Genomic DNA, 14,809 nt, shown 5'->3' on the forward strand with positions numbered 1-14,809 from the left:
TTTTCAAATAAAAAAAACAAAAAACCTGATTTTTGTAATAATTTAACCTTAAAAACATTATAGAAAGTAGAGTTAAAATTAAAGAAAAGCCATCAAAACGTCTGATACAGGTATCTATTGGGATAGGTGAGTTTTTCACTTTTACGGTTTCCATTCACTACAATATGAACAATATTGATCTGATCATCGTAGAGATTATAGAGAAAACTGACAGCTACTTCCACTTTTTTAGGACCATTTAAGGGCTCAGACTCTAAAAAAACATTTACAGATTCATTATCTTCTTCATACCCTACATAATTAACTTTTAAAAACCGATTATCTCCTTTTAGCTTTAAATATTCGGCACAATAATTTTTTAATGCTTCATTTAATTGAGTCTTATATTTTTCATCATTAAAATGAAAAGGTTTTCCGTATTTCTTTGTCAGCCCATTTTCCAGATCATCCAGAAAAAAGCGTCCGGTAATTTCAAAGCTTTTTGATTTTGAGTTATAATTAATTTCCACTGAGCCTACATGATAGGGATGAAATGCTTCTTTAGTCTTCACATTTTGAAATGTAACAGGAATTAAAAGAGATAGTGCTACCAACAATATATTTAGCTTCAAAAACATGGAGTGTAATTATTTGGACAAATATAAAAAAAGTGGCAGTTATTAGCTGCCACTGTATGTACTTATAAAATGAGGATGATCTTATTCTTTAATCACCTTTTTCACAATTTTAGTATTGTTATCTAAAGTAATTGTAAACACATAAGTTCCTTTTACCAAATCAGAAACATTGATTTTATTAGAAGTAGATGTAATATCTACATTTCTAATCAATTTCCCTGAAATATCATGTATAGTAACTACGGCCTTAGAAACTTTACCAAGATTAACATTTACAACACTCTTCGCAGGGTTAGGATAAATGTTGATGCCATCGTTTCCTTTGGTATCATTCACTCCTAATGTATTAGAATTGGTCTTCACAAAATATCCTCCAAATCCTGTGGTCTGGAAGCTAACTTCCCAATATTGGTAGGTATCATTCCAAACAATATCAGCTACATTCGGTGTAATGGTAGAAGCAGCACTTCCGTAAGAAGCTACTGTTCCTGTATTTGCTACACTTGTTCCTGAATATTTTTCAATAATAAGATTAGCTTTATTTGCATTATCTGTACTTGATGTAGGTAACTTAACCGTATTGGTAAGGTTATAGGCATCAAATTCTGCCTGCTTGAAATACAACGTTACTTTTCCTGTTGTGGTAGTTGCATTGTTTTCAGGGTTTACTTCGAATCTTCTTGAAACATAGTTCGGCTGTGCATTATCTACCCAAACTTTAGAGGTTACATTTCCTGTTACCGTACTTGCAGCTTCTTTTTCTACTCTTGAAATCAACTGGCAATTGTTTACAAAATAATTGTATCCTGTAGCTACCGGAGACAATTTCGTTTGATTAGCTGTTGCCAATACTTTCACCTCAGCTACATTTTCATATACCGTAGCTCTCATTTTAAGATCGAATGTTCTTGGAGTCCAACTCGTACCATCTGTAGAAGTTTTTGATCTGTTGTTCACAACTATCGCTTCCGTCTTCATGGCAATTCTTCCGCTCAATCCGTTGATCACAATATAGAAATCTTTTCCTGTAACGGTCTGAACATTTAAATCTGAAACATTCACATAGTTCCATGTAAATCTCTGAATATCATTTACCCAAGACGAAACTGTTTTAGTTGCAATGATATCTCCCGGATTTCCGTTGGCATCTACTTTTCTTATCTGAATATCAACAGCCATATCACTAGGAATAGTAGAAGTACCTGTCAGGAATGAGAATCCTCCCAGTTTACCTGTTAATGTTGGAGTATAACGAACAGCTAATGCTGTGTTCTCAAAGAAAGTATTAGATTCTGTATTTGCAATGATATAAGGCTCGTCATATGTAACTATCTCAAAATTAGACTTCACACAGTTTAATTCATCCGTTACGGCTTTATAAATATCCAATTTACCAAATCCCCATCTTGCATTAGGAATATTCCCTGTAGCTCCGTCTTTTCTTGCATTCAGCGTTAATCTGCTTTTTACAGCCGCCGCCGTTAAATTAGGATTAGCCTGAAGCAATAATGCAACCGCTCCTGCAATTCCTGGCGAAGACATACTTGTACCTTGGTTTTTCACATAATATGTTGTCCCGCTAATAATATCTGTAGCATCTGGTGCTGAGTTACTAGATCTTGCAGAGATCACATTTTGTCCAGATCCTGCTATTTCGGGTTTTTGGAAACCATCAACTCTAGGTCCTTGAGAACTAAATGCCGAAATAGACTCCTGCGGAGTAAGTGTATAATATCCTCCTGCAGCAGTATACCAACTCGCTCTTCCCATATAAGAGGCTACTGTAATCGCACTAGATGCATTACCTGGTGAACCTACAATATATTCGTTATTTCCTCCCGTCAAAGCAGTAGCAACCCCTTGACTGTATAACCAACCATGCGTATTGATTTGTTGCGCTCCGTTATTGGTAATTTCTAATGTATAGTTTCCTTGTGCATTGGTCGTAGATCCTGTAGGACGGCTCACAATTAGCTGTACATATCTTTTATTATTATCAGTTCCCCAATAATTATACATTGTAGCAGTTAATCCACCACCTAAAATACTGTGCGTTGTATTCGTAGAAATATTCTGAATATACTGTTGTCCGTCCGGTGTTGTTAGTTTAGCTGTAACCGGACTATCATCATTAGCATACATTACAAAAGAAAATATAGCTGCTGCAGACGTATTACTACCTACAGTAAATGCATAAGTTTGTGCTGCATTAGGTGCAATATCAACAGTTCTATGGATATTCCCACCATAATCATTACCAGCAGAAATAACCACTACTCTACCCGGACCTGAAGCTATAAAATCATTTACTGCCACTTCATTGCTTGCTGTACCATCATGAGCAGACCCTTGACCTCCAATACTCATATTCACAACAATAGGCTTATTTAAAGCCGTCGCCACATTTTTAAAATAGGTTAAAGCATTGATGGTATTGGTTGTTGGAAAAGACCCATTTCCTCCTTTTACGAAAACAATATCTGCTCCCGGAGCAAACCCTTTATGTCTTTTGTCTGCAAAGGCAGATCCGTTTCCTGCTGCTGTTCCCGAAACGTGTGTTCCGTGACCGTTGGTATCAGTCTCACGAACAAAATTGGTTGGTGTTCCATCCAATTCATCTTCAATCTGTGCTCTTGTATATTCTACCCCTGTAGAAAATCCTGCCGGTGAAGTTTCAGCTCCCTGAGGCGTTAAGGTCTGATCCCAAATTGAATAAATTCTACTTTTTGTCTGATCTGTAGCTCCTCTGAAATCAGGATGCTTCCAATCGATTCCCGTATCATAAACACCAACCAAAACTCCGGTTCCTACATATGAAGTATTATTAAAAGCTCCATCCTGTAAAAGACTTGCCCCAGACTGTGCTCTGCTTACATCATTATGAAGAACATCAAAAGTAGGTGCCATCACTGAGGTTACATAAGGAAGCTGAGTCAGTTTTTGAATATCGTCTATTCCTACCAGTGCGGTAGCAAAAGTAGGAAGTACACTTTGAACCAAAATTCCCTCTGATTTTAATCTATCAGGGCTTTTTGTATAAATAATACATGAGTACATGGTTTGTGCACCTTTAGAAGTGACAACCAAATGTTGATCCAGCTGCATTTCCGGACGGGCCATTTCTTTAATTTCAACTCCTTTTGATAATTTGTCTTTATTCTTTAACAACGTTTCAAATCGAGAGTCTAATTTCTGAACCTGGCCAAACATTCCGTAGGATGAAAGTCCTAAAAAAACTGCGGCTACATTTCTTAAAGTATTCCTTCCTGTAACAGGAATGTTTACTTTTGCAAATAATAGTTTTCTAAAATTCATATTGCGTAATTTTTAACAATACAATGATACAATTTTTATTTATTTTAAAGAAGATTAACATAAATTATCAACCATGAAATACGCTATTTAAAAAATTATTATTTAATCTATTAGTAAATCTAAATATCTATGCAGGACTTTTTATTCTATTTAAAACTAGGCTGGGAACACATCATTTCATTAGACGCTTTAGACCATCAGCTTTTTGTTTTAGCATTAATTGCAGTATATTCTTATAACGATTGGAAAAAGATTCTAATACTTGTGACTGCGTTTACCATTGGGCATTCTATCACTTTAGCACTAAGTATTCTTGATGTTTTCAGAGTTCCATCTGCTTGGGTAGAATTTTTAATTCCTCTAACTATTGTTCTTACCTCATTGGACAATATTATCATGAAAAACCAAAAACAAACCTTAATGCGGGCAAATTATTATCTAGCCTTAATTTTCGGACTTATTCATGGGATGGGATTTGCCAATACGGCAAGAGTAATGATTGCTAAAAGTCAAAATATTTTCTTTCCGCTTTTAGGATTTAATATTGGCTTAGAATTAGGGCAAATTATTATTGTGTTCGCTATATTAATTGTATTATTTATTGCACTCAAAATCTTTAAGATTAATAAGAAAGACTGGATATTATTTGTCTCTTCAGTTGTCTTTGCATTAGCCTTAAAAATGACATTAGAAAGAATTCCTTTTTAACGCTGAAACATATCGAAGTTTTCAACTACTTATTATTATATTTGATCATTCTTAAATTATTCTGTCATGAAACTAAAAGTAACTGTACTTTCAGTATTTTTATATACGGGTTTATCTGCTCAAAATATTCAAAATAATCCGGGAAGTAATCACGGAAACAGATTTGAGCAATTAGGAACCATCCTTCCAACGCCCAATATTTACAGAGCTGCTTCTGGAGCACCTGGACATGGATATTGGCAGAACAAAGCCGATTATGACATCACCGCTTATCTGGATGAAGATAAAAGAAATCTAAAAGGTTCTGAAACCATTACCTATTATAACAATTCTCCTGATGATCTGGAATACATCTGGCTTCAGTTAGACGAAAATCAGCAGTCTACAGTAAAAAAAGCAGATTTCCCTTACTCTTCTACTCTTCCTAAATCTACCAACGATCAGCAGTTAAAAGCAACTGACCTGCCCATAAAAGATAATGGATATGGAGTGATTCTTGAAAAAGTAACCGATCTTTCAGGAGCTCCATTAAAATATACAATAAACCAAACCATGATGCGTATTGATTTACCCAAGGCGCTGAAAAAAGGAGAAAAACTGGTTTTTAAAGTAGCTTGGAATTACAACATACCGGACAGAATAAAAATGGGAGGCCGTGGCGGTTATGAGAATTTTGCAGAAGATGGAAATGACCTTTATACCATGACACAATGGTATCCTAGAATGTGTGTATACAGTGATTTCCACGGATGGCAAAATCATCAGTTTACTGGAAGAGGTGAATTTGCATTAGTTTTCGGAAACTTTAAAGTTTCAATGAATGTTCCTGCAGATCATATCGTAGGAGGAACAGGAGAATGTAAAAACTACGAACAGGTTTTAACATCAGACCAATTAGCAAGATATAGAAAGGCAGAAAATGCCAACGAACCAATAGAAATTGTTACGTTGGATGATGCTAAAAAAGCAGAAAAAAATCATGCTAAACAAAGAAAAACATGGAATTTCGAAGCAAATGATGTAAGAGATTTTGCATGGACCTCATCAAGAAAATTTGTTTGGGACGGAATGCGCGTAATTATTCCTGAAAACAATAATAAAGTAATGGCCATGAGTTTTTATCCAAAAGAAGCATATGCTTTATATAGAAAATACTCAACCAAAGCTGTTGCCCATACCATCAAAACCTATTCAGAATTTACGATTCCTTATCCGTATCCTGTTGCCCAATCTGTGGAAGCAGCCAACGGAATGGAATACCCAATGATCTGTTTCAATTTTGGAAGAACAGAAAAAGACGGAACCTATTCTGAAGGAACAAAGAACGGAATGATTGGAGTTGTGATTCATGAAGTAGGACATAATTTTTTCCCAATGATCATTAATTCCGATGAAAGACAATGGAGCTGGATGGATGAAGGATTAAATACTTTTACAGAATATCTTACAGAGGAAAAATGGGATAATAAATTCCCTTCAAAACGTGGTCCGGCTTGGACGATTGTTGATTACATGAAACTTCCTAAAGATCAGTTAGAGCCTATCATGTCGAATTCTGAGAACATTGTTCAGTTTGGTCCGAATGCCTACTCAAAACCGGCAACAGGATTGAATATCCTTCGTGAAACCATTATGGGAAGAGAACTTTTCGATAAAGCTTTTAAAACATATGCTAAAAGATGGGCTTTCAAACACCCTGAGCCTGCAGATTTTTTCAGAACAATGGAAGATGCGAGCGGTGAAGATTTAGATTGGTTCTGGAGAGGTTGGTTCTTCGGAACAGATCCTGTAGATATTGCCATTGATAAAGTAACCATTGCTACTCCTGATCTTAATGCCATACCACAAGCTAATGAAACGACATATAAAGTAGAAAAGCCTTTAGTAAATAGTTTTGAAGACCTTTCTAAAATCAGAAACAAAGAAGATAAAAGCATTACTTTCTTTGTAGATAAAGACAAAGAACTTCAGGATTTCTATTACCGATATGACAGAGGTGAAGAAAAAGTAGATAACAATAAAGAATATACTGTAAAGGCGGATAACACTGCTGCTCTTGATAATAAAGACAAAGAAAAATTCAAAAACATTACAGCCTATCAAATTGATTTTGTGAACAAAGGCGGATTGGTAATGCCAATAATTCTTGAGTTTACTTTTGAAGACGGTACCAAATTATACGATAAATCTTCGGCGCAGATCTGGAGATTAAATGAGCAAAAAGTATCTAAGACATATTACTTTGAAAAGAAATTAAAATCTGTCCAACTGGATCCTATGAGGGAAACCGCAGATATTGATACTTCAAATAATTTCTGGAGCAATGACGGAACAACTTCTGAAATTTCAAAATTCCAGGTATTTAAACAAAAGCAACAACAAGCTGTGAGAGGAGGCTCCAATGGAAAAATAAACCCGATGCAGGCCGCCGGAAAGAAATAAAAGAAATATAATACTATTACAAGAACTGCTTATCTGGCAGTTCTTTTTTGTTGGATATATCCAAAACACAAATTTTGGGAATGACATAAGAATTTACATTAGTAGTAAAACTAATATAGAGAATCAACTATAATTTAATAGATTAGGTGATATATCCGTACGAATTACCTAAAAAAGAACCATATAAGGAATGGTTATTCTGAAGACTTATCTTCATTTTTTAAAGTATCAAATTTATTCGGAAAGAGATTTCTAATTACATTCAAGTAAAATATTAAAATAGATGCGGTAAGAGTTCCACACACAAACATAAATTCTGTATCAGAAATATTAAAATGCAAATGAGATTTACAAAAATCCATCCCATTAAAACCATGTAATAAGATAAAAACACCAATAAAAATAGCCCACCATCTGGCGAATTCAAAAGCTAGTTTAGCATTTTTTTCTCTTAATTGTCTCTCAGAATTACTATTAATTTTTTTCAGCCTAAATTCTTCATGCTTTATCCAGACATCAATATTATCTAATCCGCCAGAAAAAAGAAAGTCTTCTTCAACCAAAGATTTACTATCTTCTGTTACTCCAACAGAGTTAACAAAATCCTGATAGTTTTCATTGAAAAACTTTTTAGCATCTTCGTTTGGATTACTTTGCTGCTCTTCGTTCATTAATGTACGATTTATAATATGATTCGATTAAATCATTAGGAATTGGTTTATTGTGCACCCCATCATACACCTTTTTCCAAGGGGTATTATCCAGGTGTGTTCTAGTTGACAATTCCAATCCAGAAAATTGCTTATAATTATTCCATATCAGTTTAACAAATTCGGCGTCATCCTTTTCTAAATCTTTCTCTTTATATAATTCTACCGTCATTGGGTCTACACTTCCAGATCCAAATCTTTTTATTACATTATAAAGCACAGGAATAACAGGACCATATTTCCATGCCTGAATTGTATCATTAATTAATGGCTTCCCATTAAATCCCAGATACCAACCATGAGCAATATATGTTAGTTTCAGAAGCTTCATCGGCTGAATTGTAAAGCCCTCTTCTTTAGCAAGCTTCATAAATTCGTTGGCGATGTCTAAACTGTTATACATAATAATTCTAAATTTACATTTTAAAGATACGTCTTTTCTATTGATTTTCAAAAAGTTTGCAAAGCTATCCAAATCTAATTATAAATCATAATTTTATTTTTTAGAATTATGATAAAAATATAATTGAGTTTGTATGATAATATTTTCTGCTTTTTTAAAAGTCAAATATATCCTATGAATGCGTCATAACTTGACGCAATAAAACAGCATTCGAAAAAACCTGTCATTGGAGGTAAAATTGTTATCCAGTCTCTTCCTAATTCAAATGCGCTTTCAAGAAATTTTTATAGGTTCTTCCTAGAGGAAGTTTATCTCCATCTTTAAGATACACATTACCGGTATCATAAGAACTGATGTGAGAAGACAAAACAATATATGATTTATGAATTCTGATAAACCCTAAGTTTTGAAATTTTTCCTCAAAATTAGACATACGCTCCAAGATCATATATTTTTTCAGAGAGGTAATAAGGATAATGTATTCTCCAAAACCCTGAATCCATTTGATATCTTCCAACAAAACTTTATTCATGATATAATTAGATTTAAACATGATAAAATCTTCCTGCTTTTTATTCTCCACCGATTTTTTAAACTGTAAAAAATTCTTTGCCTTATCCACCGCCTTTTTAAACGTTTCAAAATCTACAGGTTTTACAAGATAATGCACAACATCTAACTCAAAAGCTTTTACAGCATATTGGGTTTCTAATGTAAGAAATATACAAAGGGGCTTGTAGGGCATTTTTTCCAAAAGCTCAATCCCATTCATATACGGCATATTGATATCCAGAATAACAAGATCTACTTTATTTTCCTGAAGGTATTCCAGCGCCTCTTCCGGGTTTTGAAATCCTTTTAAAAGATCAACATCCTCTATTTGGTTACAATACTGCTTGATAAGTTGCAACGCAGGATATTCATCATCCACACTTACTATGGTTAAATTGGTCATGATAATTTAATTTTTAAAACAGTCTGATATTGGTTATTTTCAATACTTGTAGAAAGAAAAGTAAATATTCCTGAATATTTCTTTTCTAAGATGCTCATTACTGCTTCATTACCCAACCCACTATTATCATCATTTACAAGGATTTTCTTTTTGGCAACGGTATTTATAATTTCAAAATAAATTTCTTGGTTCTGTATTTTGTAACTGACTTTTATAAAACTGTCAGATTCAATTCCTATAGCGGAATGTTTCAGGGCATTTTCAAACAGGGTAAGAAAAATAGAGGGTGGAATTTCAATTAATTCTAATGTTTCTTCATCTTGGATATCAAAAGAAATCGCGAGCAGATTATTGTATTTTAATTGATATAAACCTGTAAGAGATTTTATAGAAGAAAACTCCTGTGCAATACTTATTGTTTCCTTATTGCTATCATAAATAACATATTGAAGGAGCTTACTGAGTTGCAATATAGATTCTGATGTATTCTCTGAAGCATGAAAACTCTTTGAATAAATATTATTAAGGGTATTCAGCAGAAAATGAGGATTCAGTTTAGATTTAAGTAAATCCAGATGTAGCTGCTCTTTTTCTTCCCCCAACTCCTGAAAATCCTGCTCTATTAAAAATTTATCTTTCGTTATTCCTAAAAACGAAGCTACAAGAATTACAATCCCCTGTTCTGTATATACATTATATAAAAATTTGGTATTGGAAAGGGTTTCATTAAAATTCATTCTAAAAACTGCAGGTTCCAGTAAAATTCTAAAAAGGCTGGATACCAAAAAGCAGATTAAAGCGTATAAAATAAACTGCGGATATTTATTCGATAAGTAAAATTGTGGAACAAGATAATAGTATACCAAATAGTACATTCCAATGTTGAAAATAATTATAAATAAAACACACCAAATCAATTCCGGAGCATCAAGAAAGTAGTTTTCGGTGAAAAAAGTAATCAAAATGAAAATAAAAAAGAAGAAAACATGCTGAAACTTCAGTAAAAAGCCCCAACGGTATTTCATTAGCATTTTCAGAATCTTGTCATTAAACAAAATCCTAAAAACCAACAGTATAACTACAATATTTACAAGTAAAAACATCTAAAAACTAGAATTTTCGGTCTTTCAAATATAACATCTTTTTTATTTCGTTATGCAGTTTACTGATAAAATCTGTCATTGGTTGAAAAATTAATCAGCGATTTCTTCTTCTGGATATATTTGAGAGAATAGATATTAATTAAATATTACATGAAGATTAAATTAGAATTAATTATTATTTTACTCCTCGGTTTTTGTACCTCTGCAAGTGCACAAAGTCGTGACAATTATAATATGTGGTTCCAGTATCTTATGACCGCAGAATTAACAGATAAAAGTGCTTTAACGGCGCTGTCTCAATATCGTTCCTTTGATCTGGGGTATGATACAAGACTATTTCTGGTCACAGCATATGTAGATTATGAAGTTGCCAAAGATGTAAGACCAGCAGCAGGATTTATGTTTCTGGTTTTAAATTCTTATAATTCAGACAACTCCAAAAAGCAAAGATATGAGAAACGCCCTTTTCAACAGGTTAGTTTAGGAGGCCGTATTGGAAGAACATTAGTATCTCATCGTTTCCGTGTTGAAGAGCGTTTCATAGACAACCCGGATACGTTTCTTGTAAGGCTTCGTTATCTTATTTCCCTGAGAATCCCATTTAACAAAGCAGGAGAAAAAGAAAAGTATTATGGAATTCTGAAAAATGAAATCAGAATGAACGTAGTTAAAGAAGATCCTTTTGACAGCAACCGTATAACTGCAGGAATCGGAATAAAAACAGGAAAAAACTCTGCAATAGAAGTCGCTTTCATCAACCAGATCCAGACAGGAGCCACAAGTAATTATGGATTTATAGGATTCAGAAATAACTTTGATTGGCGCAAAAAAGAAAAAAATTAGAAAACACAAAACACAATTAGTTATGCTTACATTCCTTGGATTTTTAATGATCATCATCTTTATGGTGCTCATTATGAATAAAAAAATGACCCCGCTTACCGCCTTGGTTATCGTTCCCGTAGTTGTTGCAGTTGTTGCAGGTTTCGGCCCTGAGCTTGGAGGTATGATGAAAAATGGGGTTAAAGAAATAGCTCTTACCGGAGTTATGTTGATTTTTGCCATCCTTTACTTCAGCTTAATGATAGACACAGGATTATTTGAACCTCTTGTTAATATCATTCTGAAAGCTGTTGGAGATAACCCAATTAAAACAACTATAGGTACCGCCATCCTTACAACACTTGTTTCTCTGGATGGAGATGGCTCTTCCACCTATATCATTGTTGTTGCTGCTATGCTACCGCTTTATAAAAAGCAAGGTTTAAATCCTTTAATACTAACCTGTATCATTATGTTGGCAGGCGGTATTATGAATATTCTTCCTTGGGGAGGTCCTACAGCAAGAGTAATGAGTTCCCTGAAATTAGGACATACAGAAATCTTTGTCCCTATGATTCCCATTATGGTTTTAGGAATTTTGTGGGTCATATTTGTTGCCTATATTTTAGGGTTAAGAGAAAAAAGACGCATTGCAAAACATGGTAAATACACAAAATACAGCAATACCGATATCATTGGAGAATCAGACCCAGCCCTTCTTCGTCCGAAATTGATATGGGTAAATTTAATTCTTACCCTTATTCTTTTAACCGTAATGATCCTTGATATTGTTCCTCTTGGTATTGCCTTTATGATTGCCTTCTGTATTGCTTCTGTTATTAATTACCCGAAATTAAAAGACCAGCAAAAAATAATGTCCAAACATGCAGGGAATGCTTTATCAGTTGCAGGAATGATCTTTGGAGCAGGAATTTTCACAGGAATCCTTAACGGATCTGGTATTATGCAGGCTATGGGAAATAGTGTGATAGAAATAATACCCAAAAGCTGGGGTGGTTCTTTGAATATCATTACAGCAGTATTCAGTGTTCCATTAACTTTCTTCCTCACCAATGATGCCTATTATTTTGGAATCCTACCCATCATTACAGCCACCGGACATCAGTTGGGTATTCCACCCGATGTACTTGGCAGAGCAAGTCTTGTGGGCCAGGCTTCTCACCTTTTAAGTCCGCTTGTTCCTTCCACTTATTTATTGGTTTCCCTTGCAGGTGTAGAATTTTCAGATCATTTAAAATATACTTTAAAATGGGCTATCGGCTCTTCTATCATCATGCTATTGGGTGCGTTGCTATTGGGCGTTATTTAATTTAAAATAATTCATAACTTTATTGCGGTCCGAATATAATTTTATTTTTGCACCGACAAATAGTTTTGAAATGAACCTGTTCCACACAAAAAAGACATTTACGGGCAAATACTTAAAAAATCTTACACTTTATGTATTTGCCGCCATTATCGGCGGAGTACTTATGGGACATTATTTCCCTGAGCTAAGCATTAAACTTGGCGTGGTAAGTCAGTATTTTTTTATGGTGCTGGAAATGCTCATTCTGCCAATTATTTTCATGGCTGTTATTTATGGAATCTGTCATTTAGCTGAAATTAAAAATGCAGACAGAATCATCTGGCAAACCGGACTGTATTTTATTCTCACCACTTCAGTGGCTATTTTATTAGGTTTTATTTTTGGTTTTGCGGTAAAGCCAGGAGCTAATACAGGAATTGATATCAGTAAAATAAATACTGCCCTTCCTAAAATTGTTGATATCAACGACGATTCTCTCACCTCCGTTTTCTATCTCAACCGACACGGGATTTTCCTTATTTCATCAATTATTATTGGAGTTTCCTTGAACTTATCTAAAGGAAGAGAACATTTTCTAAAGATATTAGATGCTGGACTTAACGCTTTCTATACCGTTATCAAATACCTGTACATGATACTTCCCTTTATTATTTTCTGTAATATCGCTTTTGGAATTTCAGTGTACGGAATCAATACCCTTTTACCGCTTAGCAAAGTAGTAGCAACGGTATATCTTGCAGATATTGTTTTCATTTTCGGAGTATTGGGATTTGTTTCTTATTTATTTAAATTTAATCTTTGGAAATTCCTTCTCAACATCAAGGAAGAAATTATTTTGGTCATTACCACCTCTTCTTCAAAAACAGCCTTTCCCATTATTTTTGAGAAAATGGAAAGTGAAGGATACAGTAGAAAAATTTTAAGATTTATTATTCCGCTGGGCTATAATTTTAATCTTGCAGGGGCCTGTATTTATCTTTCGGTAGCCTGTTGCTTTCTGATTCAATTTTATAATATTTCTTTAAGCATTAATGATTACATCTGGCTTTTCATGATTATTTCTCTTACCTCAAAAACAGCTTCTGGCGTTCCGGGTTCAGGATTTCTGGCCCTTATATTTACACTCAACCGATTCGGAAAAATTCCTTTAACCGATATAGCTTTGCTTTACAGCGTAGACCGTTTTATGAATGAAGCAAGATCTGTAACCAATTTTATTGGCATTGCTGTTGCCGGTGCAGTGATTTCGAAGCTCAACCAATATCAAAAAAATTAAGAGTCTGTGATGATGATATTTAATAATTGACTCGTTCATACTTTTTATTTTAACCACAAAATGTTTTACACTTAAGTTCATTAAAGTTAATTTAGATAAATGCTGATAAGAACACTTAAGCTGTATTGAAAATCTTTGATTTTCACCTTATATGAAATTTATTATTTTCAACGTTTTCGACTCTTAAAACTTAAGTGATCTTACGTGTTTATAAACTTTTACACATTTTGACTTTGTTTAATTCAACTAAATTACTCCTTCCTCTGTATTGATATTTTACCATCAGACGATTCGTGCAATTTTCAAAAAAAGAGCTGAAATTTTTCTGCCAAAATTTCACATCTCCCAACAAAAGTCTGCCAAAACTCTCCTTTCCGTCGCTTGGCACGTATTTAGAGAATTACAACACAGAAATAATTAAAAATTAAACATATTATGTCAGTAAACTTTAAACCATTAGCAGACAGAGTTTTGATCGAGCCAATCGCTGCAGAAACTAAAACAGCTTCAGGTATTATTATTCCAGACACAGCAAAAGAAAAACCACAAGAAGGTACAGTAGTAGCAGTAGGTCCAGGGAAAAAAGATGAGCCTACAACGGTAAAAGTAGGTGACAAAGTTCTTTATGGAAAATATTCAGGTTCTGAATTAAAACTAGACGGAAAAGATTTCTTAATCGTAAAAGAAGGAGATCTTTTAGGAGTTATTGGGTAAACCGCTTCTTGCTATTGGCTTCTAGCTGATGGCTTAATGCACGAAAATTAGTATGAGAGATTTTAAAAAATTTGAAGTTTGGTAATTAAGTCATCAATTGACTTTAAAAATCTATACTTCAACTAAAACTTTTCCAAAGGAAGAAATTTTTGGATTAACCTCTCAAATCAGAAGATCATTTGCTTCAATAGGATATAATATTTCAGAAGGAAGTGGTAGAAATTCAGATAAAGAATTTGCTAATTTTATCAATATTGCTTTAGGATCATCTAATGAAGCTGAAAACCAATTAATTCTGGCTAAAGATTTAGAATATATCAACGAAAGTGATTATCAAGATCTTTTAGAAGAATTAACCCTATTAAAAAAGAAGCTTGTTGCATTATGGAATAAGCTAAGACAAAATTAAAAAAA

The 14,809-nt window shown here is 33.8% G+C and carries 13 protein-coding genes; 7 read left to right on the top strand and 6 right to left on the bottom strand.

The features are described from left to right. Positions 1-92: 92 nt before the first annotated feature. Together BUB80_RS04370 and BUB80_RS04375 are read right to left on the bottom strand one after the other, a co-directional pair. Positions 93-617 (bottom strand): DUF6702 family protein, encoded by a 525-nt coding sequence (locus BUB80_RS04370; protein ID WP_073291296.1) that lies wholly within the window; start codon positions 615-617, stop codon positions 93-95. An 81-nt stretch (positions 618-698) separates the two neighbouring features. Next, entirely contained in the window at positions 699-3,932 is a 3,234-nt protein-coding gene (locus BUB80_RS04375) for a S8/S53 family peptidase (protein ID WP_073291298.1), read from the bottom strand. Positions 3,933-4,061: 129 nt separating this feature from the next. On the opposite strand from BUB80_RS04375, the gene BUB80_RS04380 reads away from it, so the two are divergent. Both BUB80_RS04380 and BUB80_RS04385 read left to right on the top strand, forming a co-directional pair. Continuing rightward, a complete protein-coding gene (locus tag BUB80_RS04380) occupies positions 4,062-4,640 on the top strand; it encodes a HupE/UreJ family protein (protein WP_073291300.1) in 579 nt (192 codons plus the stop codon). 66 nt (positions 4,641-4,706) lie between these two features. Then, on the top strand, positions 4,707-7,082 hold the full coding sequence (locus BUB80_RS04385) for a M1 family metallopeptidase (RefSeq protein ID WP_073291302.1): 2,376 nt from the start codon (positions 4,707-4,709) through the stop codon (positions 7,080-7,082). A gap of 194 nt (positions 7,083-7,276) precedes the next feature. On the opposite strand, the gene BUB80_RS04390 is transcribed toward BUB80_RS04385, so the two are convergent. From BUB80_RS04390 to BUB80_RS04405, 4 genes are all read right to left on the bottom strand, one after another. Next, the gene (locus tag BUB80_RS04390; RefSeq protein WP_073291303.1) at positions 7,277-7,753 is read right to left on the bottom strand and encodes a hypothetical protein; all 477 of its coding nucleotides are present in this window, start codon (positions 7,751-7,753) and stop codon (positions 7,277-7,279) included. Beyond that, complete coding sequence (locus tag BUB80_RS04395) at positions 7,731-8,195, bottom strand: Panacea domain-containing protein (protein WP_073291305.1); 465 nt, start codon at positions 8,193-8,195, stop codon at positions 7,731-7,733. Before BUB80_RS04395 ends, BUB80_RS04390 begins: the two co-directional genes overlap by 23 nt. Before the next feature lie 256 nt (positions 8,196-8,451). Next, complete coding sequence (locus BUB80_RS04400) at positions 8,452-9,150, bottom strand: LytR/AlgR family response regulator transcription factor (RefSeq protein WP_073291307.1); 699 nt, start codon at positions 9,148-9,150, stop codon at positions 8,452-8,454. Beyond that, on the bottom strand, positions 9,147-10,253 hold the full coding sequence (locus BUB80_RS04405) for a sensor histidine kinase (RefSeq protein ID WP_228433683.1): 1,107 nt from the start codon (positions 10,251-10,253) through the stop codon (positions 9,147-9,149). Before BUB80_RS04405 ends, BUB80_RS04400 begins: the two co-directional genes overlap by 4 nt. A gap of 150 nt (positions 10,254-10,403) precedes the next feature. Here BUB80_RS04405 and BUB80_RS04410 point away from each other — a divergent pair, with 150 nt between their 5' ends. The 5 genes from BUB80_RS04410 (at position 10,404) to BUB80_RS04435 (ending at position 14,804) form a co-directional block, all read left to right on the top strand. Continuing rightward, on the top strand, positions 10,404-11,096 hold the full coding sequence (locus BUB80_RS04410; protein WP_073291310.1) for a DUF2490 domain-containing protein: 693 nt from the start codon (positions 10,404-10,406) through the stop codon (positions 11,094-11,096). 22 nt (positions 11,097-11,118) lie between these two features. Continuing rightward, on the top strand, positions 11,119-12,405 hold the full coding sequence (locus BUB80_RS04415; protein ID WP_073291447.1) for a CitMHS family transporter: 1,287 nt from the start codon (positions 11,119-11,121) through the stop codon (positions 12,403-12,405). A gap of 70 nt (positions 12,406-12,475) precedes the next feature. Further along, positions 12,476-13,681: a cation:dicarboxylate symporter family transporter gene (locus tag BUB80_RS04420; protein WP_073291311.1), complete on the top strand. Its 1,206-nt coding sequence runs from the start codon at positions 12,476-12,478 to the stop codon at positions 13,679-13,681. Between the two features lie 435 nt (positions 13,682-14,116). Then, complete coding sequence (locus BUB80_RS04430) at positions 14,117-14,395, top strand: co-chaperone GroES (RefSeq protein WP_073291315.1); 279 nt, start codon at positions 14,117-14,119, stop codon at positions 14,393-14,395. 97 nt (positions 14,396-14,492) lie between these two features. Then, positions 14,493-14,804 (top strand): four helix bundle protein, encoded by a 312-nt coding sequence (locus BUB80_RS04435; protein ID WP_228433685.1) that lies wholly within the window; start codon positions 14,493-14,495, stop codon positions 14,802-14,804. The last annotated feature ends 5 nt before the right edge of the window (positions 14,805-14,809 follow it).

Source organism: Chryseobacterium polytrichastri (genome assembly GCF_900142445.1).
Classification (GTDB): domain Bacteria; phylum Bacteroidota; class Bacteroidia; order Flavobacteriales; family Weeksellaceae; genus Chryseobacterium; species Chryseobacterium polytrichastri.